This is a genomic window from Rhizobium sp. P1_E6 (genome assembly GCF_056405875.1).
Window position 1 is genome coordinate 1 of record NZ_JBFUBG010000064.1, and the last position, 21637, is coordinate 21637.

Annotated in this window: 20 protein-coding genes, 1 tRNA gene and 1 pseudogene; 11 read left to right on the plus strand and 11 right to left on the minus strand. The window is 60.3% G+C overall.

What is annotated here, in order from left to right:
- Window positions 1–87: 87 nt before the first annotated feature.
- Both AC1D35_RS24375 and uxaC read right to left on the minus strand, forming a co-directional pair.
- Entirely contained in the window at window positions 88–1545 is a 1458-nt protein-coding gene (locus AC1D35_RS24375) for a mannitol dehydrogenase family protein (protein ID WP_113307160.1), read from the minus strand.
- The gene (gene uxaC, locus AC1D35_RS24380; protein WP_113307161.1) at window positions 1542–2957 is read right to left on the minus strand and encodes a glucuronate isomerase; all 1416 of its coding nucleotides are present in this window, start codon (window positions 2955–2957) and stop codon (window positions 1542–1544) included. The genes AC1D35_RS24375 and uxaC overlap by 4 nt, the downstream gene beginning before the upstream one ends.
- Before the next feature lie 170 nt (window positions 2958–3127).
- Here uxaC and AC1D35_RS24385 point away from each other — a divergent pair, with 170 nt between their 5' ends.
- The 3 genes from AC1D35_RS24385 (at window position 3128) to AC1D35_RS24395 (ending at window position 5825) form a co-directional block, all read left to right on the plus strand.
- The gene (locus AC1D35_RS24385; protein ID WP_113298063.1) at window positions 3128–3337 is read left to right on the plus strand and encodes a SlyX family protein; all 210 of its coding nucleotides are present in this window, start codon (window positions 3128–3130) and stop codon (window positions 3335–3337) included.
- A 110-nt stretch (window positions 3338–3447) separates the two neighbouring features.
- Entirely contained in the window at window positions 3448–4074 is a 627-nt protein-coding gene (locus tag AC1D35_RS24390) for a ribonuclease D (protein WP_113307162.1), read from the plus strand.
- A 227-nt stretch (window positions 4075–4301) separates the two neighbouring features.
- Complete coding sequence (locus AC1D35_RS24395) at window positions 4302–5825, plus strand: ribonuclease E domain-containing protein (RefSeq protein WP_113307281.1); 1524 nt, start codon at window positions 4302–4304, stop codon at window positions 5823–5825.
- A 77-nt stretch (window positions 5826–5902) separates the two neighbouring features.
- Here AC1D35_RS24395 and rpsA read toward each other — a convergent pair whose 3' ends face one another.
- The 4 genes from rpsA to aroA all read right to left on the minus strand — a co-directional run bounded on the left by rpsA (window position 5903) and on the right by aroA (window position 10426).
- Window positions 5903–7603 (minus strand): 30S ribosomal protein S1, encoded by a 1701-nt coding sequence (rpsA, locus tag AC1D35_RS24400; protein ID WP_113298065.1) that lies wholly within the window; start codon window positions 7601–7603, stop codon window positions 5903–5905.
- Window positions 7604–7781: 178 nt separating this feature from the next.
- Window positions 7782–8426 carry a (d)CMP kinase gene (gene cmk / locus AC1D35_RS24405; protein WP_477855350.1) on the minus strand — a complete coding sequence of 215 codons (645 nt, stop codon included), beginning with the start codon at window positions 8424–8426 and terminating at the stop codon, window positions 7782–7784.
- A gap of 4 nt (window positions 8427–8430) precedes the next feature.
- Window positions 8431–9072 (minus strand): FMN-binding negative transcriptional regulator, encoded by a 642-nt coding sequence (locus AC1D35_RS24410; RefSeq protein ID WP_113298067.1) that lies wholly within the window; start codon window positions 9070–9072, stop codon window positions 8431–8433.
- A gap of 1 nt (window position 9073) precedes the next feature.
- Window positions 9074–10426, minus strand: coding sequence for a 3-phosphoshikimate 1-carboxyvinyltransferase (gene aroA, locus AC1D35_RS24415; protein ID WP_113307164.1), 1353 nt, complete (start codon window positions 10424–10426; stop codon window positions 9074–9076).
- A gap of 275 nt (window positions 10427–10701) precedes the next feature.
- Here aroA and AC1D35_RS24420 point away from each other — a divergent pair, with 275 nt between their 5' ends.
- The 4 genes and pseudogenes from AC1D35_RS24420 (at window position 10702) to AC1D35_RS24435 (ending at window position 13034) form a co-directional block, all read left to right on the plus strand.
- Window positions 10702–11082 (plus strand): TIGR02300 family protein, encoded by a 381-nt coding sequence (locus AC1D35_RS24420; protein WP_113298069.1) that lies wholly within the window; start codon window positions 10702–10704, stop codon window positions 11080–11082.
- 147 nt (window positions 11083–11229) lie between these two features.
- Window positions 11230–11305: transfer RNA gene (locus tag AC1D35_RS24425), tRNA-Ala, on the plus strand.
- A gap of 151 nt (window positions 11306–11456) precedes the next feature.
- Window positions 11457–12179, plus strand: a complete 723-nt coding sequence (locus tag AC1D35_RS24430) for a YoaK family protein (RefSeq protein ID WP_113298085.1) — start codon at window positions 11457–11459, stop codon at window positions 12177–12179.
- A 67-nt stretch (window positions 12180–12246) separates the two neighbouring features.
- Window positions 12247–13034 (plus strand): annotated as a pseudogene (locus tag AC1D35_RS24435) (YdcF family protein).
- Between the two features lie 3 nt (window positions 13035–13037).
- Here AC1D35_RS24435 and AC1D35_RS24440 read toward each other — a convergent pair.
- Window positions 13038–13547 (minus strand): hypothetical protein, encoded by a 510-nt coding sequence (locus tag AC1D35_RS24440; protein WP_113307165.1) that lies wholly within the window; start codon window positions 13545–13547, stop codon window positions 13038–13040.
- A gap of 74 nt (window positions 13548–13621) precedes the next feature.
- Between AC1D35_RS24440 and AC1D35_RS24445 the strand changes: the two genes are divergently transcribed.
- Window positions 13622–14257: a trimeric intracellular cation channel family protein gene (locus AC1D35_RS24445; protein WP_007814141.1), complete on the plus strand. Its 636-nt coding sequence runs from the start codon at window positions 13622–13624 to the stop codon at window positions 14255–14257.
- Between the two features lie 3 nt (window positions 14258–14260).
- On the opposite strand, the gene irrA is transcribed toward AC1D35_RS24445, so the two are convergent.
- A complete protein-coding gene (gene irrA, locus AC1D35_RS24450) occupies window positions 14261–14680 on the minus strand; it encodes an iron response transcriptional regulator IrrA (protein WP_113298088.1) in 420 nt (139 codons plus the stop codon).
- Between the two features lie 302 nt (window positions 14681–14982).
- Here irrA and fabA point away from each other — a divergent pair, with 302 nt between their 5' ends.
- The 3 genes from fabA to fabI are packed head-to-tail and all read left to right on the plus strand — an operon-like array spanning window position 14983 to window position 17587.
- Window positions 14983–15498: a 3-hydroxyacyl-[acyl-carrier-protein] dehydratase FabA gene (fabA, locus tag AC1D35_RS24455; protein ID WP_113307166.1), complete on the plus strand. Its 516-nt coding sequence runs from the start codon at window positions 14983–14985 to the stop codon at window positions 15496–15498.
- A gap of 45 nt (window positions 15499–15543) precedes the next feature.
- A complete protein-coding gene (fabB, locus tag AC1D35_RS24460; protein ID WP_113298090.1) occupies window positions 15544–16776 on the plus strand; it encodes a beta-ketoacyl-ACP synthase I in 1233 nt (410 codons plus the stop codon).
- A 4-nt stretch (window positions 16777–16780) separates the two neighbouring features.
- Window positions 16781–17587, plus strand: a complete 807-nt coding sequence (gene fabI, locus AC1D35_RS24465) for an enoyl-ACP reductase FabI (RefSeq protein ID WP_477940403.1) — start codon at window positions 16781–16783, stop codon at window positions 17585–17587.
- A gap of 45 nt (window positions 17588–17632) precedes the next feature.
- On the opposite strand, the gene AC1D35_RS24470 is transcribed toward fabI, so the two are convergent.
- The 3 genes from AC1D35_RS24470 to rpsO all read right to left on the minus strand — a co-directional run bounded on the left by AC1D35_RS24470 (window position 17633) and on the right by rpsO (window position 21534).
- Window positions 17633–18649 carry a class I SAM-dependent methyltransferase gene (locus AC1D35_RS24470; RefSeq protein WP_113307168.1) on the minus strand — a complete coding sequence of 339 codons (1017 nt, stop codon included), beginning with the start codon at window positions 18647–18649 and terminating at the stop codon, window positions 17633–17635.
- Window positions 18650–18782: 133 nt separating this feature from the next.
- The gene (pnp, locus tag AC1D35_RS24475) at window positions 18783–20933 is read right to left on the minus strand and encodes a polyribonucleotide nucleotidyltransferase (protein WP_113307169.1); all 2151 of its coding nucleotides are present in this window, start codon (window positions 20931–20933) and stop codon (window positions 18783–18785) included.
- Window positions 20934–21264: 331 nt separating this feature from the next.
- Entirely contained in the window at window positions 21265–21534 is a 270-nt protein-coding gene (gene rpsO, locus AC1D35_RS24480; protein WP_113298094.1) for a 30S ribosomal protein S15, read from the minus strand.
- Window positions 21535–21637: the final 103 nt, after the last annotated feature.

A 21637-nucleotide genomic window follows, 5' to 3' on the forward strand; every position in this document is an offset into this window, starting at 1 on the left:
GGCTTAAACGGCTGTGACGGAGCCGATTCCATTCATATTTCCTCATACCCGCGGCAGTCACAGGGATGGGAAAGGGTCGCTACCCCTTCAATAGAGGGGCAGCCTGTCGTCCTGGATCAGAATCTCCAGCTTGTTCGCCACATCATCGGTCCAGGCGATGTTTTCGGTAAGCGCCTTCGGGAACAGCCCCGGCAGGTCGAGCAGTGCTTTCGAAACTGCCTCGCCGTTGCGCGGCACACCGTCGAGAAGTGCTGCAATCTCCCCCGCCCGCGGATCACGCAACTCGTAGCGTTCGCCCTTGCGGTCGACCCCAATGGCGTAGCGCATCCACGCTGCAACGGCGATTGCGTAGGTTTCGGCCTTGCTGCCTTTGGCCAGCGCTTCCGTCGCCGGCTCCAGCAGGCGCTGCGGCAGCTTCTGCGTGCCGTCCATGGCAATCTGATAGGTGCGGTGCGCGATAGCCTTGTTTGCAAAGCGCGCTATCAATTCGTCCGCATAGGCGTCAAGATCGATGCCTGGAACCGGATCGAGCGTTTCCGCCGCCGCATTCATGTGCCGACGGGCAAGGGCGGCAAGCCCTGCATCACCCATCACATCGCGGATAAATTCATAGCCTGCTATATAACCGAGATAGGCGAGCAGCGAATGCGCACCATTCAGCATACGCAGCTTCATCTTCTCATAGGCCGAGACTTCCTCGACCATCAGCGCGCCGTGAACCTTCTCCCAGGCCGGTCGGCCATTGGCGAAATGGTCCTCGATCACCCATTGGGTAAAGGGTTCCGTCTCGATCGCCGCCATATCCGTGCGGCCCGTCAGCCGCTTGGCATCGGCGTAGGTCGCATCGGTGCTTGCCGGCGTGATGCGGTCGACCATTGTCGAAGGGAAGGGCACGTTCGCCTCGATCCAGCCATGCAGGTCGGTATCGATGCGGGAGGTGAATTCCAGCACGAGGCGCTTCAGCACGGCACCGTTACTTGGCAGGTTGTCGCAGCTCAGTGGCGTAAAGGGTGCGATGCCCTTCTGCCGGCGACGTGCAAGGCCTTCCACGAGATAGCCAATGACGCCACGCGGCGCATGCCGGTTGGTAAGGTCGGCGACAATATCAGGGTGCTTGAGGTCGAGACCACCCGTTGCCGGATCGAAACCATAGGCCTTTTCCGTCACCGTCATGCTGACGATGCGGATATCAGGGTCTTCAAGCCGCGCCAGAAGGCCTGCTGGATCACGTGGCGCCACATGTGTTTTCAGGATGGAGCCGATCACCTGCGCCGTCGTACCCGAGGTGTCCCGGATCAGCGCCGTATAGAGCCCGTTCTGGGCGCCTAGATTGTCCGCAACATCAGGCGTGCGCAGGCTTGCTACCTCGATGCCCCAATCGCCGCCGGCAGCTGCCAGCGCGCCATCCGTGAAGGGCGCGAAATGAGCGCGGAAGAAGGCACCTGGGCCGAGATGCAGGATGCCGGCTTTCAGCGCATTCCGGTCATAGGCAGGAAGCTTCGCAGTTGGCGCAAGGCCGGTCACGTTCTGCAGTCTGTCGCTCACAGCTTATAGGCCTTCTTTGCATTGCCATAGGAAAGCTCGCGCGCGACGATCTCGGCTTCCTTCCTGGAAATCCGGTGTTCGACAGCAAGTTGCGCCAGGAAACGGCAGATCTCGCGGCGCCAGACGTCGTGGCGCGCGGGGATCGATAGCAGGGCGCGGGTATCGTCGTTGAAGCCGGCGAGATTGGCAAAGCCGGCCGTCTCCACCACCTGATCGAGATAACGGCGGATGCCGAGAGGGCTGTCGTAGAACCACCAGGGCGGGCCGATCATCAGGCAGGCCCAGTGGCCGGCCATAGGCGCCAGCTCGCGGGCATAGGTCGTCTCGTCGAGCGTGAAGAGCAGGATGCGCAAGCCCGGCGCATGGCCGTATTTCGAAAGCAGCGCGTTGAGGCCGCCGACCCAGTCGGTGCGCGTCGGAATATCGGCGCCCATGTTCGGTCCACGGGTTTCGAAAAGCTCGCGGTCGGTATTGCGGCGCGAACCGGCATGGATCTGCATCGTCATGCCGTCTTCGGCAGACAGGCCGGCCATTTCCGTCATCATCTGCCCGCGGAAAAGTTCCGCATCGGCCGCCGAAAGCGGCCCCTTCAGTGCCTTGTCGAGCAGCGCCTGCTTCTCGGTAAGCGGCAGATCGGCGGTAAAGGCGCTCGGTACGCCGTGGTCGGTCGCCGTTGCGCCGAACTGGCGGAAATAGGCGCGCCGCTTGCGATGGGCCTCGATCAGCCCGTCCCACTTGGTAATGTCGCAGCCGCTGATCTCGCCGAACTTGACAAGGTTGTCGCGGAAGCCGACGGCATCAGGATCGGTAACGCTATCGGGGCGGTAGGTGGTGCGCACTTTGCCGATCCAGCCGTCCGCCGCCATCTTCTGGTGATGCGGCAGCGGATCGAGCGCGCCCTCGGTCGTGGCAATTGTTTCGATACCGAAACGCTGATGCAGCGCCCGCGGTCGGAACTCCGGAAGCTTTAGCTGCGCATTGATGTGGTCGTAGAGCGCATCGGCGTTGTCAGTCGTCAGTGGCTCGGTGCAGCCAAGTACGGCCGACATGGCGTGATCGACCCAAAGGCTGGAAGGGGTTCCGCGGAAAAGATGGTATTTGGCGGCGAAAGCACGCCAGATATCACGGCCGCTCGAAACCGTCTTGCCGTCGAGACGCGGTACACCGAGCTGGTCAAGCTTGGTGCCGGTGCTGTGTAGCATACGGAAGAGATAGTGGTCGGGAATGACGAGCAGCGAAGCGGCGTCTTCGAAGGCCTTGTCGTCTGCGAACCAGGACGGTTCGGTGTGCCCGTGCGGGCTGACGATTGGAAGACCGCGCACCGTCTCGTAGAGATCGCGCGCTATTGTCCGCGTTGCCGGATCGGCGGGAAAGAGCCGGTCCGGATGAAGAAAGCCATTGCCTACATCCATCAGTTTTCCTCCCATATGGATATCGGCCTACCCCACATCATGAGGCGCGGCAAGGCCTTTTGGTAACCAAACGGTTCACTTTCGGAATCCTTTGCTTTGGCCCTCGAAACCATTGACGCCCCGGCCTATTTCGGCTTTGGAATGCCACCTGATATCAGGGGAGAAAGCCGATGTCCGACGAGGCAGCCCGCATTACCAGACTGGAAGAAATGCTGGCCCACCAGGCAAAGACGATCGATGAGCTTTCCGATCAGCTTGCCGAACAATGGAAGGTCATGGAGCAGACGCGCGCCAAGCTTGACCGATTGACTGAGCGCTTCCTGAGCCTGGAGGAACAGTCGCTGGAGGCGCCGGCGATCACCAGGCCACCGCATTATTGAACGGACGACGCGCCGCCGCCAGATAGCTGGCCCGCAGCAGGAAAAGCGGTTTCGCGCTTCCGCTCTTTGCGATATAGCCCGGAAAGACGAAGCTGAACGAGAGACATCCCATGGCGGCCACCATCCGTTATCACCAAGGCGATATTTCCGCGGCGGATGCCGCCCGTTACACCGGGGCGATCGCGATCGATACCGAAACGCTCGGCCTCGTGCCGCGCCGGGATCGTCTCTGCGTCGTGCAGCTTTCGCCGGGTGACGGCTCTGCGGACGTGATCCGTATTGCGGCTGGTCAGAAGGAAGCTCCGAACTTGGTCGCGCTGCTTGCCGATCCGACACACCAGAAGATCTTTCATTACGGCCGTTTCGACATCGCCGTGCTCTTCCATACGTTCGATGTCACCACGACGCCGGTCTTCTGCACGAAGATCGCCTCCCGCCTGACCCGTACCTACACGGATCGCCACGGCCTGAAGGATAATCTCAAGGAGATGCTTGAAGTCGATATCTCCAAGGCGCAGCAATCCTCCGACTGGGCTGCCGAAACACTTTCACAGGCGCAGCTCGAATACGCTGCCTCCGACGTGCTCTATCTGCATGCGCTGCGTGACAAGCTCAATCAGCGCCTCATTCGTGACGGCCGTCTGGAGCATGCGACGGCCTGCTTCGAATTCCTGCCGACACGAGCCAAGCTTGATCTTCTCGGCTGGGAAGAGGCGGATATCTTCGCCCATAGCTGAGTCAGCATTTCATTGGAAATGCTGATTGGCCCGCGGATAACACGTCCGCGGTCGTTAGCTATTCGTTAAGGGATTTTCAGTAACATTATCATTAATTTTTATGCATTCGACGGCGCAAAAAGTGCGCCGGTGCGGACAGGAGGATCTGCCAGGATGCAAGGGGCCGGATGAGCGCGGTCTCTTTGTAAAACCTGCTTTCATAGCCACTTTGCGAAAGGAGCATGCCTGTGTTGTCTCCCGTTCGTTCAGCGTCCAATGCAAGTCTTTCTTCTCAGGGCCAGACGGCGGCAATCGTTGCCGGCGGCCTCGGCCGGTCGGTGGTCGCCCCCACCCCGGTGAATGCAGTTGAAGCAGCCGACCTCAATGCCGCGATTGCCGGCAAGCTCAATATCCTGCTCATTGCCGCGCGCCAGCGCATGATTGAAGCGCTTCTCGACATCATCAATGCCACCGGGCGCACCATGTCCCTGCAGCGCGGCGAAGGCGAATCCGATCAGGCTTTTGCCACTCGTGTCGCCGAGGCCATCCGCCGCATGCCCGACGCCGCAATTGATGCGGTCGAGCGCCAGCTTTCCGATGATGGCCACAGTCTGCCACTGAGGATGGTCGCCGCGGCCCTCAAGAATCCCACTGGTCCGGAAGCCGCACGTGTCATCTCCTATCTGGAGATCATCAGCCATAAGGACAGGGATCTCGCAGCCCGCGCCGTTGTCCGCTCTTATCGCCAGAATGATGGGGCGCCGCCGCGTATCGAGACGCGGCCGGAAATCCAGCTGCAGCAAGACAACCTGCCCACCGCACGCCAGCCCGCCGCAAAGCCGGCTGCGGGAATGCCTGATCTCGCCGAACAAACCGCTTCGGCAGAAGCACCTGTTGTCGGGGCGGTCGATCTAACCGTCGAGGACCAACAGACCGGCGGTCGGGGCCAGTCTGCGACGGTGATGCAAGAAACTTCGCCGCTGGCAGTCATGCTGCGAGAGACGGAAGAAGTCCAGCCTGCGCCGGCGGAGCAGGAAGTGGTCGAACCGGAACAGGTTAAAGCCGCTGAGCAGTCTCAGCCGGAACAGCAGGCAATCTCCGCCAAGGCCGATCCGGTTATCCCGCGCAACTGGACCGGTATCGTCAGCTCCATGACCGAGCAGGTTTCGCAGATGATCGCAACGATCATCCGCGAGCAGGAAGCCGCCGTCCTATTGACGGAGACGCCTGTCGAAGCCGCTGTCGAAATCGATGCGATGCTGGACGAGGCCGTCATCAGCGAGGCGACGGAGAGCCTGGTTCGAACGACCCCGGAAGATGTGCTCGAGCCTGCATCTGCCCAGGCCTCTCGCCCGTCCCAGGCGGAAATCGCTGCTGTTGCCCAGACGGCGCGTCCCGCCCGCGAAATCGTTGCGCAGCCGCAAACGGTTCCCGTCGCAGTCGTCGAAACGCTCTCTTATGTTCCGCTCGCGGCCCGCATGCCAGAAGGCCTTCCCTACGCGCAAACCCCTTATCAGTTCGCCCGCGATGAATATAAGGCGACCAAGGCGGACGAGCCTCCTCAGCGCCATCATGAAAATGGTGGCTCGCAGGATCAGCAGCAGCAGGCGCAATCCGGTCAGGGCGGCGACGAGCAGCAGGCCGGCGGGGAGGAAGCCCCGCGGGAGGAGAGGCGCCAGCCGAAAATGTTTGATCCCGATCCGTCTACTGCTCCGGCAACGGTCGCCGATCCGGTCTATGCCCTCTACCAGCGCATGGTCGGCTGGGAATAATTCCAGACATTCCCTTAAGACAAAAAAACCCGCCGGAGCGATCCGGCGGGTTCTTATTTCAATGGATCAGCGAAGGATTATTCGCCGCGGTTCTTCAGAGCCGCGCCGAGGATGTCGCCGAGCGAAGCGCCCGAGTCGGACGAACCGAACTGAGCAACGGCTTCCTTCTCTTCCGCGATCTCCAGAGCCTTGATGGACAGCATGATCTTGCGGTCCTTCTTGGAGAAGTTGGTGACGCGGGCATCTACGGTCTGGCCGACCGAGAAGCGTTCCGGACGCTGTTCGTCGCGATCGCGAGCGAGATCGGCGCGACGGATGAAGGAAGTGATGTCCTCGTGGCTGACGAGCTTCACTTCGATACCGCCGTCGTTGACAGCGATGACTTCGCAAGAAACGACTGCATTCTTGCGCAGGTCGCCGGAAGCAGCGGCTTCACCGACCGCATCCTTGCCGAGCTGCTTGATGCCGAGCGAGATGCGTTCCTTCTCGACATCGACGTCGAGAACGACAGCCTTGACGACGTCACCCTTGTTGAACTCCTCGATGACCTGTTCGCCCGGACGGTTCCAGTCGAGGTCGGAGAGGTGAACCATGCCGTCGACATCGCCGTCGAGGCCGATGAACAGGCCGAATTCGGTCTTGTTCTTGACTTCGCCTTCGACTTCAGTGCCGGCCGGATGGCTGCGGGCGAATGCTGCCCACGGGTTTTCCAGCGTCTGCTTGAGGCCGAGCGAGATACGGCGCTTGGACGGATCGACTTCGAGAACGACGACTTCGACTTCCTGGCTCGTGGACAGGATCTTGCCGGGGTGAACGTTCTTCTTGGTCCAGGACATTTCCGAGATGTGGATCAGGCCTTCGATGCCCGGCTCCAGCTCGACGAACGCACCGTAGTCGGTGATGTTCGTAACGGTACCGGAGATCTTCTTGCCTTCCGGATACTTGGCCTGGATGCCATCCCACGGATCGGACTCGAGCTGCTTCATGCCGAGCGAGATACGGTGGGTTTCCTGGTTGATGCGGATGATCTGAACCTTGACCTGCTGGCCGATGTTCAGGATTTCCGACGGATGGTTCACACGGCGCCATGCCATGTCGGTGACGTGCAGCAGGCCGTCGATGCCGCCGAGGTCAACGAACGCACCGTAATCGGTGATGTTCTTGACGACGCCGTCAACAACCTGGCCTTCTTCGAGGTTCTGAACGATTTCAGAACGCTGCTCGGCACGGGATTCCTCCAGAACCGTACGGCGCGAAACCACGATGTTGCCGCGGCGCTTGTCCATCTTGAGGATTTCGAAGGGCTGCGGGTTGTGCATCAGCGGAGTAACGTCGCGGATCGGACGAATGTCGACCTGAGAACGCGGCAGGAAGGCGATCGCACCGTCGAGGTCGACCGTGAAGCCACCCTTGACCTGGTTGAAGATAACGCCTTCGACGCGCTCGCCAGCTTCGAACTTGGCTTCGAGCTTGACCCAGCTTTCTTCGCGGCGAGCCTTCTCGCGCGACAGAACTGCTTCGCCGAGCGCGTTTTCGATACGCTCAACGTAGACTTCGACTTCGTCGCCAACCTTGAGCTGGCCATCCTTGGCGCGAGCGCCGAATTCCTTGAGCGCGATGCGGCCTTCGACCTTCAGGCCGACGTCAACAACGGCGACATCCTTTTCGATGCCCGTGACGATACCCTTGGTAACATAGCCTTCGGCCAGATCGTTCTTGGCAAAGGACTCTTCGAGAAGGGCCGCGAAATCCTCGCGAGAGGGAGTAGCTACTGACATAAAATCTCCTGCGTGGCCTTCGATAGCTTCAAGGCTCACGTATGCGCCGGTTGGTTCGAGTTAAATGGGCCTGAACCCAGTCCGCCCTCGTTTAAGAAGGCAATCCGGCGCTTGGACGGAATTTCAGGCTTGCTTTCGCATGAGCGTCCCGCGCACGAAGCACGGAAAATCGCTTGTCTTAGGCATTTCGGTTCAAAGCGGCGTCGATAAACGACTTTGCAGCTTGAAACGCGGCTTCTATACTCATTTCCGACGTGTCAAGCAAGTGCGCATCGACCGCCGGTTTCATCGGGCTGTCCGCCCTGTTCATGTCGCGATCGTCGCGTCGTTTGACGTCCTCGAAAATCGCATCGAAATTCGCCGAGCCACCCTTGCCGACGATCTCGTCGTAGCGGCGTCTGGCGCGAACCTCCGGCGATGCCGTCACATAAAGTTTCACCGGTGCGCCAGGGCAGACGACGGTGCCGATATCGCGCCCGTCGAGAACCGTCCCCGGCAACTTCCCGGAAAACCGCCGCTGCGCCTCCACCAGCGCCCGGCGAACCGCCGGCATCACGGCAATCTTTGAGGCGGCTTCGCCAATCTCGTGTCTCGAGAGTATATCGCGATCGAGCCCGGCCAGTTCAACCTCGCGCGCCATCTTTTCAGCAACCGTCTCGTCGTCGAGAGGCAGCCCGGCATCGATGAGCGCCTTGGCCGTCGCCCGGTAGGTGAGGCCGGTATCGAGGTGGTGGAAGCCGTATTGCTCCGCGATCCGGCGCGAAAGCGTGCCCTTGCCCGCCGCGGCCGGGCCGTCGATGGCGATGATAAAGCTGTCGGTCATCAATTCATTCCGTGCCAAGGCCGCCGTAGCGGCGCACCAGTTCCTGCATTTCGGCCTGCTCTGCCATCTCGTCCAGGCCCTTGGCAACACCTTCGCGGTCGGCGATAGGTCGGTTCTGGCTCACCTTCCACTTGCCCTCGATCTCGGCGATCTCGATTTCGACGCCGATGATGCCCTTGAGTTGGGCACGGATGAAATCGTCAGGCGCATCACCGACCGACCAGGGCCTTGCGCGCTGACCTTCCTGTTCGCCTGTAATTGCGTTGATCTGCGAAAGCAGCCAGCCTTCGTCCTCGATCACCCGGGCGGCCCCGCGCGCCTGCACGATCGCATAGTTCCAGGTCGGCACGACTTTGCCGGTCTCTGCTTTGGTCTTGTACCAGGATGGCGTGACATAGGAATTGGCGCCCTGGAAGACGGCAAGCACCGGCGCGCCGGCCGCGATATCGCGCCACTGCCCGTTCGCCCGTGCCAGATGCAGCCGCAGCATTCCCTTCTCAGAGGCCTCGGCATCGAGATGGAAGGGCACCGAATTGGCGATAAGCCCGGAATTGCCCGCCGTAATCAGCAGGCCAAGCGGATGGGCGCGGATCAGCGCATGCTGCACGCCAAGGTCTTCCTCGCGGAAATGTGGTGGCTGGTACATGTCAGGCCTGCTCGATCTTCGCCCCAAGGCTCTCCATCAGAGCCATGAACTGCGGAAAGCTGGTTGCGATCATACTGCTGTCGTCAATGCCGACAGGATGCTCCGAAGCCAGCCCCATGACAAGGAAGCTCATGGCGACGCGATGGTCGAGATGTGTGCTTACCCGCTCACTTGCGGCACAACCGAGCCCCTTGCCATCCGGCCTGCCGGTGACGGAAAGCCAATCCTTGCCTTCCTCGCATTCGACGCCGTTGAGCTTCAGCCCTTCCGCGACGGCTGAGAGCCGGTCGGACTCCTTGACCCGCAGTTCCTGCAGGCCATTCATGACCATCCGGCCCTTGGCGAAGGCGGCGGCGACGGCAAGAACCGGATATTCATCGATCATCGAAGGTGCCCGCTCTGCCGGCACGGTGACGCCGGTCAGCTCGGAATGGCGCGCGCGCAGATCAGCAACATCCTCGCCGCCCGTAAAGCGTGGATTGAGGATTTCGATATCGGCGCCCATTTCCTGCAGCGTCAGGATCAGCCCGGTTCTGGTCGGATTCATCAGCACATTGGAAATGGTGATGTCCGAGCCCGGCACCAGCAAAGCCGCGACGAGCGGGAAAGCGGCAGAGGAGGGATCGCCGGGTACGTCGATAGTCTGTCCGGTCAGCTTGCCGCGGCCTTGCAGCCGGATCGTCCGCGTGCCGTCCGTGTCGGTCTCCACGGATAGGTCCGCGCCGAAGCCGATCAGCATCCTTTCCGTATGGTCGCGCGTAATCGCCGGCTCAATGACCGTCGTCACACCTGGTACATTGAGGCCGGCCAGCAATACCGCCGATTTCACCTGCGCGGAGGCCACGGGCAGGGTGTAGCGGATCGGGGCCGGCGTTTCAGGCCCACGCAGCATGACCGGCAGGCGGTCGCCCTCCATGGCCTTCACCTGCACGCCCATCCTGCGCAAGGGATCGAGCACGCGGACCATCGGCCGCCGAGAGAGCGAGGCGTCGCCGGTGAAGACTGTGTCGAAGTCGTAGACGCCGGCAAGGCCCATGGTCAGGCGCGCGCCGGTACCGGCATTGCCGAAATCGAGCGGTATTTCAGGTGCAAGCAATGCGCCATTGCCTGTTCCATTGATGATCCATGCGCCGCCATCCTGATGGATTATGGCGCCCATGGCCTGCATCGCCTTGCCGGTATTCACCACATCCTCGCCTTCGAGGAGCCCAGTGACACGTGTTTCCCCCGATGCCAGTCCGCCGAGCATGAAAGCGCGATGCGAGATCGACTTGTCGCCCGGAATACGGACGGTTCCGGAAAGGCCGGAGGATTTGCGAGTGAGGGCCGGCTTCAATGCGAAACCCTGCGACATGGGTTAACCCTTTGCAAAGGCAATACATTCAGATCGCTTACGCCCCGGTGACGGGGTGTTTTTCCGACCGGCCTTGCGACAATCGCGGCTGGTTAGCACAAACTTGCCGAACGGTCATCCGGAATGGCGGCGAAAAGCCTGAAGTGCCCTATGAAGTTTAGCTTTGACATGAGAAGCCGTAGCGATTATGGGGACCGGCTTATAAATTCCGAATAGAACGCCGGTTTGACGGCATTTGCCGAATTTCTCATTCGGCCATTCTCACGAGGCTTATAGTGGCGAAAGCGGAACTTGGTACAAAGCGCACTGATCCGGAAACCGGCAAGAAGTTCTACGATCTGAACCGGGATCCGATCGTCTCCCCTTATACCGGCAAATCCTATCCCCTGTCCTTCTTCCAGGAAACCTCGGCACTCGCCGAAGTTCAGGATGATGACGAGGTTGCTGAAGTCGATACCGAAAACACCGAAGTCGAACTGGTTTCGCTCGAAGACGCAGATGACGCCGCTTCCGGCGACGATATCCCTGATATCGGCGACGACGATGTCGAAGTCGAAGGCGATGACGACGATACTTTCCTCGAAGTTGATGAAGATGACGAGGATGACGACATGAGCGACATCATCGGCGTCACCGGCGACGAAGACGAAGTCTGATCGACGAATATCGGCCCGGATGACAAAAATATTCCGGGCCGGATTTTTTAGGCTTGCCATCTGCGAAAACCGCAAGTAATAAGCCGCCACTCCAGAGGAAACGCCTCCGGAGTATCCCAGGACCGGCGCAAGCTGGACCACCCTGATGGGGCTATAGCTCAGCTGGGAGAGCGCTTGCATGGCATGCAAGAGGTCAGCGGTTCGATCCCGCTTAGCTCCACCAAACTTCTCCGAATACATTTTAATGGGCATTTCAGGTCAGCATAACTGACATTTGTCAGCGATTGCTCAGTTGTCGGTTTGCCAACAGCTAAAAACGGGTTTTCATATCTGTCGTCGAAGCCTGCCGATTCGACGCTTCCCGGACGCGAACCATGACACGAGCAAGACGCCGCCGCATCATCAGAACCCGCAGGACTACAACCGGGCTGGCGTTGGTTGGCTCGATCTCCTTTCTGGCTGGAATGACGGATGCGACTGGCCTGCTTCTGACCGGCGACTTCGTTTCCTTCATGACCGGCAATACGACACGGGCGGCCCTTGCGCTGAGCAGTGGCGACGTCAGGCATGCCGCAGTGCTTGTGTCGGCCATCATCGTCTTCGTGCTGGGAAATGCCGCCGGCATCGTCGTCGCTCACCGCGCCGTGCGGCGTATCTTCGTGGTGCTCTGCTGCGTCAGCCTCATGCTGGCGCTCGCCTCGATGATGACGCTGCAGGATCTGCTGATGCCACGCTTCTACTTGATCGTGCTTGCCATGGGCATGGTAAATGCCGCGGTCGAGCATATAGAGGGCCTGCCGATCGGTCTGACCTATGTGACCGGCGCGCTCTCGCGCTTCGGCCGCGGCATAGGTCGCTGGATCATCGGCGACCGGCGTCTCGACTGGACGATCCAGGTCGTGCCATGGGGCGGCATGGTGCTCGGCGCCATCAGCGGAGCTCTCATAACGCATCATGTGGGCGCGCAGGCGCTGTGGCTGGTTTCCGTTTTCGCAATGGCGCTGGCGATTGCGGCCCTGTTCATTCCCCGCCCGCTGCAGCGGCGGTTCAATCAAAAGATCGCAACTCCCCAACCGCATCCGGCGCGCGCCAGGTAACGGCAATCATTGCGATCGCTCTCGAATCGGGTAGGAAGGCCAGACGCTACCTGGCGAGGAGTTGAACGTGTTCGTATTTTCCAAGCTCGTCTGGATCTTTGGCCAGCCTCTGTCGCTGGCTTTTTTCTGCGCTCTGCTGCCCTGATCGCCGGGTTATTGCGTTGGCGTATTTTCAGTGCACTCGGCGCAGCGGGGGCGGTCATCCTCCTTTTCGTCACGCTCTTTACGACATCAGGCAACTATCTGCTGCAGGGGCTGGAGGAACGTTTCCCGAAGCCGGGCAGCGATCCTGACGACGTCAAATGCATGATCGTGCTCGGCGGCGCATTTGAGAACGACGTGAATACCGCTCGTCACGGGATCGAGTTCGCCGATGGTGCGGACCGCTTTATCGAAGCACTACGTTTGGCGCAGAAATATCCGCAATCCCGCATCCTGGTGTCGGGTGGCGACGGGTCGCTCTCTGGAACTTATGAAGGGGACGCGGCCGCTTCCAAACGCTTCTTCCCGATCTTCGGCATCGGCAAAGAGCGTCTCGTCGAGGAAACGCAGTCGCGTACGACCTACGAAAACGCTGTTAACACCAGGGAATTCCTGGCGCAGCAGGGCCTCTCGAATTGCCTGCTGATCACCTCGGCCTTCCACATGCCGCGCTCGGTTGGCCTCTTCCGCAAACTCGGCATCGCTATCGTGCCTTGGCCAACGGATTATCGCACGACCGGCAATGTCAGCCTCGGCCTGGATTTTACCCAGCCGAGCTTGAACGCCCAAAACTTCGGGACCGCCCTTCGCGAATGGTACGGCCTCGTCGGTTACTACCTCGCTGGCCGCAACACGCTGCTCTTTCCGAGCTGAGGACTATTTCTTGGAAATGGTAACGAACTTCGTACCGCGTACGCGGGTGGTGACTATGCACGGGTCGCCGCCGGTACGGTCGCAGAAGCGCGGGCTCATTTTCATGGCGAGCACCATGTTGCCGAAGCGCTGCACGAAGTCGTAGCCGAAGATCTGCGCGGTCGCGATCATGAAGTAGCCGCCTTCAGCCACCTGCAGATAGAAATTATAGGTGCAACCGTCTTCATTGCACTGCGGACCCTTCTGGCCGTCGCAGGTGAGTTCCCCCTCGTTAATGACGACATCCATGAGCCCGTCATTATTGATATCCTGGCGGATCAGGAAGCCGTCACCGAAGGATGCTTCCGTGCACTTTTCCTGGAAATGCTTCTTCTCGTAGATCTCCGGGTCGGAGATCAGCGATTGCTGTGCAAAGGCCGCAACCGGCATGACCAGCAGCAAAATGACGTTCAGGAGTACGGGCAGCAGCTTCACGGCTTTCCTCTTATGGATAAAGGCTCTCTGGCCTTCCATTCTGTATGCGCCGCCTTGCGCCGCCCTTGCCGCAATGATTCAGTGTGCCTCGTTCCGCCGGTCTGGAGGCCTCAATGTCATTGCTCGTCTATCTCGATTACGCCGGCATTGCCCTCTTTGCCGCAACCGGCGCGCTGGCGGCCTCGCGCAAGCAGCTCGACCTGATCGGTTTCCTGTTTTTCGCGATCGTCACGGGGACGGGCGGCGGCACCGTGCGCGATATCATTCTCGGCCGCGTGCCGGTCTTCTGGGTCTTGAACCCTTTCTATATCGTCATCTGCTGTATTGCGGGTGTCGTCGTCTTCTTTACCGCCCATCTCCTGGAATCGCGCTATCGCCTCCTGATCTGGCTCGATGCGGTCGGTCTTGCCGCCTATTGCGTGCTCGGCGCCGCCAAGGGGCTGGCCGCCACCGGCTCGCCGACGATCGCCATTGTCACCGGTGCGCTCACGGCAACCTTTGGCGGCATCCTGCGTGATCTCCTGGCAAATGAACCGTCCGTGCTGCTGCGCCCGGAAATCTACGTGACGGCGGCCCTGGTGGGGTCTGGCGTCTTTACCGGCGTCAATGCGCTTGGCGCCGAGCTCTACATCGCATCGGCCTGCGGGGTCGCGGCAGCCTTCGCGGTGCGCGGCGGCGCCCTGTGGTTCGGCTGGACATTCCCGACCTACAAGCACATGCCCGGCCGGCATCCTGACGATGTGATGTGAAAATCAGCTCTGCTTCTGCCGTAGACGGATCACCACGTCGACATGGGCGATTTCCATGCCCTCGGGCGGCGACGGCAGATTGGCGATGGTCAGATTGCTGATCGGAATATCGAGCACCTCGTTTTCGCCTTCGACGAAAAAGTGATGGTGATCGGAGACATTGGTGTCGAAATAGGTCCTGGCGCTCTCGACGGCGAGAACCCGGATCAGGCCGGCTTCCGTGAACTGGTGAAGCGTATTGTAGACCGTCGCGAGCGAAACCGGCACGCCGGCAGTAACCGCTTCCTCGTGCAGTTCTTCGACGGTCAAGTGCCGGTCGCCCTTGGCAAACAGGAGATCGCCAAGCGCAACGCGCTGGCGGGTGGGACGCAGGCCTGCACTGCGCAGCCTGACCTCAATGGCGATCGGGGCTTCACCCGTCATTAACACCAACTCCGGTTATTCTGGCGAAAAGCAATCATGTTTGTTCAAGCGATATAACTTTTGCGCAAAAGCCTTTCAATAGTTCAATGGGGACAAGAACCTTCGAAAGGCCGCAAAAACGGGCTTTTGACGCAATTAGGTCTGGTCGAGGCCTTGGCCTTCCTGTATGCGACCACCAAATACTGGCTCAAGCCGGGTCCGGAACCAAGAAATGAAGCTGCCATGCTTGCGCTTCATTTTCTGGTGAACTTGGACTAAAGACACACATCCATCGCCAAGAACGCGGGGGGAAACAGAGATTTATGACGACCGGACAGTCCAGCTACTCGTATGAAGAACTTATCGCCTGCGCACATGGCAAGCTCTTCGGGCCTGGCAATGCGCAGCTGCCTTTGCCGCCCATGCTGATGGTTCATCGGATCACGGACATTTCTGAAACAGGTGGCGCCTTCGACAAGGGCTATCTGCGAGCCGAATACGATGTTCGCCCCGACGACTGGTATTTCCCCTGCCACTTCGAAGGCAATCCCATCATGCCGGGCTGCCTCGGCCTTGACGGCATGTGGCAGTTGACCGGTTTCTACCTGGGTTGGCTCGGTGAACCGGGCCGCGGCATGGCGCTTTCGACGGGCGAAGTAAAGTTCAAGGGCATGGTCCGTCCGCATACGAAGCTGATTGAATACGGTATCGACTTCAAGCGTGTCATGCGCGGACGTCTGGTGCTCGGCACCGCCGACGGCTGGCTGAAGGCGGATGGCGAAACCATTTACCAGGCGACCGACCTTCGCGTCGGTCTCTCGAAAGATAAGACGGCCTAAAAACCGCATTTCGAGCGGCTCACGAAACAACAAGGGTTTGAGCAGATGAGACGGGTAGTTGTCACGGGTCTGGGTATCGTGTCTTCGATCGGAAACGACGCGGCCGAAGTCACCGAATCCTTGCGGCAGGCAAAGTCGGGTATTTCCTTCTCCAACGATTTCGCCGAGCACGGCTTCAAGTGCCAGGTCTGGGGCAGCCCCAAGCTCGGCTCGGAGAAACTGGCCGAACTGGTCGACCGCCGCGCCATGCGTTTCCTTTCGCAGGGCGGCGCCTGGAATCATGTGGCCATGAAGCAGGCGATTGCCGATTCCGGCCTGGAAGACAAAGACTACAGCGAAAACGAGCGCGTCGGCATCATCATGGGATCCGGCGGCCCGTCAACGCGCACGCTCATCGAAGCGGCCGAGATCACCGTCAAGAACAACAGCCCGAAGCGTATCGGCCCCTTTGCCGTGCCGAAGGCCATGTCTTCGACCGCATCCGCGACGCTCGCCACCTGGTTCAAGATTCACGGCGTCAACTATTCGATCTCGTCTGCCTGCTCGACCTCTGCGCACTGCATCGGCAACGCCGTGGAAATGATCCAGTGGGGCAAGCAGGACATGATGTTTGCCGGCGGTCATGAAGATCTCGACTGGACGATGTCGAACCTCTTCGACGCCATGGGCGCCATGTCCTCCAAGTACAACGACACGCCGGATACCGCTTCCCGCGCCTACGACGTCAGCCGTGACGGTTTCGTCATCGCCGGCGGCGCTGGTGTGCTCGTCCTCGAGGAACTGGAACATGCCAAGGCGCGCGGTGCCAAGATCTATGCCGAAATCATCGGCTACGGCGCGACCTCCGACGGCTATGACATGGTCGCACCCTCGGGCGAAGGGGCCATTCGCTGCATGCGTCAGGCGCTGGCGACCGTGAAGGGCGATGTCGATTATATCAACACGCACGGCACGTCGACGCCGGTCGGCGACAGCAAGGAAATCGGCGCCATCCGTGAAGTTTTCGGCGACAAGATTCCGCATATTCAGTCCACCAAGTCACTGACGGGCCATTCGCTGGGAGCTGCCGGCGTTCAGGAATCGATCTATTCCCTGCTGATGATGCAGGAAGGCTTCGTCGGCGAAAGCGCGCATATCAAGGAACTCGATCCGGAATTCGAAGGCGTGCCGATCGTCCGCAAACGCATCGACAATGCGAAGATCGACATCGCTCTCTCCAATTCCTTCGGCTTCGGCGGCACCAACGCCACGCTCGTGTTCCAGCGCTATAACGGATAACAATATGACCGGAATCATGCAGGGTAAGCRCGGCCTCATCATGGGCGTCGCAAACAACCATTCTATCGCCTGGGGGATTTCGAAGGCGCTCGCTGCCCAGGGCGCGGAACTGGCTTTCACTTTCCAGGGCGATGCACTCGGCAAGCGCGTCAAGCCGCTTGCCGCCGAAGTCAATTCCGATTTTATTCTACCCTGCGATGTCGAGGATATTGCTTCGGTCGATACGGTCATCGACGCGCTCAAGGAGCGTTGGGGCAAGCTGGATTTCATCGTCCATGCCATCGGCTTTTCCGACAAGAACGAGCTGAAGGGCCTCTACGCCGATACGACGCGCGAGAACTTCAGCCGTACCATGGTTATTTCCTGTTTCTCCTTCACGGAGATCGCCAAGCGCTGCGCTCCGCTGATGGAAGACGGCGGCACCATGCTGACGCTGACCTATAACGGCTCGACGCGCGTCATTCCGAACTACAACGTCATGGGCGTCGCCAAGGCCGCTCTGGAAGCCTCCGTGCGCTATCTGGCGGCGGATTACGGCCAGCGCGGCATCCGCGTCAACGCCATTTCGGCAGGCCCGATCCGCACGCTCGCCGGCGCCGGTATTTCCGATGCCCGCGCCATCCTGTCGTGGAACCAGCGCAATGCGCCGCTGCGCAAGACCGTCACCATCGATCAGGTCGGCAGCTCGGCGCTGTACCTGCTTTCGGATCTCTCGACGGGCGTGACGGGCGAAATCCATTTCGTGGATGCAGGCTACAACATCACCTCCATGCCGACGCTGGAGACGCTGCGCAGGGCAGACGTCGAGTAAGGCGAGCAAGGCTTAAAAAGAAAAGGCGGCCATCGGCCGCCTTTTTTATTTCCGTGCCCACAACACCTTGAAGCGGGCATTGCGGCAGGTTTCGCCGCTATCCTTGAAATGCTCAGCAAGAACCGGTTCATACGGCAGGCCGCGATTGGCCACCAGCATGAGCCGTCCGCCGCCGCGCAGTGAAGAGGCGGCGGTCTTGATCATTGCCTGGCCGAGCGAAGGCTCGGCCGCGTGACCTTCATGGAAGGGCGGGTTCATGATGACGAGATCGTATTTGTCCCGCACCGGCTCGCCCGCCACATCGTGCCAGAAGAAGCGCGTGGGCGCGTGCGGGCAGTTCTCCGCCAGATTGGCCTTGGCGGCCTCCAGGGCCTCGTAACTGGCTTCGTAGAGGTCGAGGCGGGCAAGGTTCGGAGACTTCTGCGCCATTTCAACGGAGAGATAGCCCCAGCCGGCGCCGAAATCAGCCACATCGCCGGTAAAATCGGTCGGCAGGCGTGAGGCGAGAAGCTGCGAACCGGCATCGAGCCGATCATGCGAGAACATGCCAGGCGAGGCAATGAAGCGGCCGTCGACGCGCACCGGCGACTTCCCGAACTTCGAAACGATCTCGCTGACATCGGCCGGCCGGCCGAACCAGAAGGCAACGCCATGATATTTCGGCATATGCTCGGTATCGAGGCCGAAACCTTCCACCCTCTTGCGCAACGGCTGGATACCGTCTTCCTTGCCGCCGGCGACGACGATCAGCCCGCCGGCCTTCACGCGGGAAAGGGCAGCGGCAATATTGGCCTCGTTTTCGCCCTTGTGCTTGTTGCAGAGCACAAGGCCCGCATCATAGGCTTCACCGTCGATCTCCGGCGTTGCCTCGACGCGTTGCGCCAGAAGCTGCCTGTAGAGCGGCTTGAAGCCCTGCACGGCAGCCAGAGACGCGGCAAAGCCCTCGGGCAGTACAAAGCCTGCCTCTGCGCCAAGGAAGAGCACACGCTCGCCTTCGCCGGGCGACGCTACTGTTTCGCTGGCAAAGGGGTGAAAGAGAGTTTTAAGCGTTTCGCTGCTCATGGTCTGGTCCCGTCATCTGGAGCAATTCCAGGGAAAGTGCGCGGCGGTTTTTGATCCGAAGTTGCGCAAAGGTCGAATACAAAAAGGGCGCGGAAACAGTCCCGCGCCCGAATATCAACGGAGAAGGCGCGGCTTATTCGGCCGCTTCATCCTTCTTCTTGTCGCCCTTTTCGGCAGCCGGGATTTCCTGGCCGTTGGCCTGGTCGACAACCTTCATGGACAGGCGAACCTTGCCGCGCTCGTCGAAGCCGAGCAGCTTGACCCAGACCTTGTCGCCTTCCTTGACGACATCCTGTGTCTTCGCGACACGCTCGGAAGCAAGCTGCGAGATGTGTACGAGACCGTCACGGGCGCCGAAGAAGTTGACGAAGGCGCCGAAGTCGGCGGTCTTGACAACAGTACCTTCGTAGATCTGGCCGATTTCCGGCTCGGCAACGATCGAGTGGATCCACTTGCGGGCGGCTTCGATTTCCTTGCCCGAGGAGGAGGCGATCTTGACGGTGCCGTCGTCCTCGATGTTGATCTTCGCGCCCGTCTTTTCGACGATTTCGCGGATGACCTTGCCACCCGAGCCGATGACTTCGCGGATCTTGTCGACCGGAATGTTCATGACTTCGATGCGCGGAGCGAATTCGCCGAGCTGGCCGCGGCTTTCGGTAATGGCCTTCGCCATTTCGCCGAGGATGTGGGCACGACCACCCTGTGCCTGGCCAAGCGCGACCTTCATGATCTCTTCGGTGATACCGGCGATCTTGATGTCCATCTGCAGTGAAGTGATGCCGTCGGCAGTACCCGCTACCTTGAAGTCCATGTCGCCGAGGTGGTCTTCGTCACCCAGAATGTCGGAAAGGACGGCGAAGCGGTCGCCTTCCAGGATCAGGCCCATGGCGATACCGGCAACCGGCTTGGCGAGCGGTACACCTGCATCCATCAGAGCGAGCGAGGTGCCGCAGACGGTAGCCATCGAGGACGAGCCGTTCGACTCGGTGATCTCGGAGACCACGCGCAGCGTGTAAGGGAACTGCTCAGGCGTCGGCAGCATCGGACGGATGGCACGCCATGCGAGCTTGCCATGGCCGATTTCACGGCGACCCGGGGAGCCCATGCGGCCGGTCTCACCAACCGAGTAGGGAGGGAAGTTGTAATGGAGCAGGAAGCGCTCCTTGTACATGCCCGTCAAGGAATCGACATACTGTTCGTCTTCGCCGGTGCCGAGCGTGGCAACGACGATCGCCTGCGTTTCACCGCGGGTGAAGAGTGCCGAACCATGCGTGCGCGGCAGGAGGCCGACTTCCGAAACGATCGGGCGAACGGTCGACAGGTCGCGACCGTCGATGCGGCTTTTGGTGTCGAGGATGTTCCAGCGAACGATCTTGGCCTGCAGGTGCTTGAAGACGGCGCCGATGACTTCGGCAGAGTACTTCGGCTCAACGCCTTCCGGGAAGAAGTGAGCCTTGACCTTTGCCTTGACGGCGTCGACGGCTGCGTAGCGGTCGGCCTTCTGGGTGATCTTGTAGCCTTCGCGCAGTTCAGCTTCGAAATGCTTGAGCATTTCGGCTTCCAACTCGGAGTAGTCCTCCGGCTGGAAATCGCGGGGCTCCTTGGCAGCCACTTCAGCAAGCTTGATGATCGCGTCGAGAACCGGCTGGAAGCCCTTGTGGCCGAACATGACCGCGCCGAGCATGACTTCTTCGTTGAGTTCCTTGGCTTCGGATTCAACCATCAGAACGGCATCGTAGGTACCGGCAACGACGAGGTCCAGGGTCGACTCGTCCATTTCGTCGAGATGCGGGTTCAGAACATATTCGCCGTTGATGTAGCCGACGCGCGCACCGCCGACCGGACCCATGAAGGGAACGCCCGACAGCGTCAGGGCAGCCGAGGTCGCGATCATGGACAGGATGTCCGGATTGTTCTCAAGGTCATGCTGGACGACGGTGACGACGACCTGCGTGTCGTTCTTGTAGCCTTCCGGGAAGAGCGGGCGGATCGGACGGTCGATCAGGCGGGAAACGAGGGTTTCGTTTTCGCTTGGACGTCCCTCGCGCTTGAAGTAGCCGCCGGGGATCTTGCCGGCTGCGTAGGTCTTTTCCTGGTAGTTGACCGTCAGCGGGAAGAAGTCCTGGCCCGGCTTTGGCGCCTTGGCCGAAACGACGGTCGCAAGAACCACGGTTTCGCCATAGGTGGCGAGAACGGCGCCGTCAGCCTGGCGGGCGATCTTGCCGGTTTCGAGCTTGAGAGGGCGGCCGGCCCACTCGATTTCTACGGTATGTGTATCGAACATGTCTTGTCCTTCAATGCAGCCAACGCGCCGTCTCCAACTGGAGCAGCGCAGGGTCGACCGCAATTCAATGTGACGTATCACGGGCAAGACAACGGGAAGCTTTGAACGGCCGATTTCCTCAAGGAAACCGGGCCAAAGCTCTTGTGAAGCCTTGGCCGAAAGCATCCGGCAATCCTGCCCCATGACAGGTCAACGGTTGGTCTGGCAGATCCGGCCCATCCGGGTCCGCCGGTCTTCCATCGCGGGAAATAGTGCGCGGATGGAAGATTTCATCGGGTGCGTCGTCCCGAAATACATCCGGCGGACGCCCGGAAGCGCCCGCCGGAGAATTTTAGCGGCGAATACCCAGGCTGGTGATCAGCTTGGAGTAACGGCCTTCATCCTTCTTCTTGAGATAGTCAAGAAGCGAGCGGCGGGTCGAAACCATCGTCAGCAGGCCACGGCGGGAATGGTTATCCTTCTTGTGGTCCTTGAAATGGTCCGTCAGGTTATTGATGCGTTCTGTCAGGATCGCAACCTGGATTTCCGGAGAACCGGTATCACCTTCAACGGTTGCATATTCCTTGATCAGCGCAGTCTTGCGCTCAGCAGTGATCGACATCGGGGATCCTTTCGTAAGAGGAGACTAGGTCGCCAAAAGCCGGGATGTCGTCCAGCTTTGGCCGTGAATGCAATCGGGGGATACCCCAGACGCTGGCGCTGCC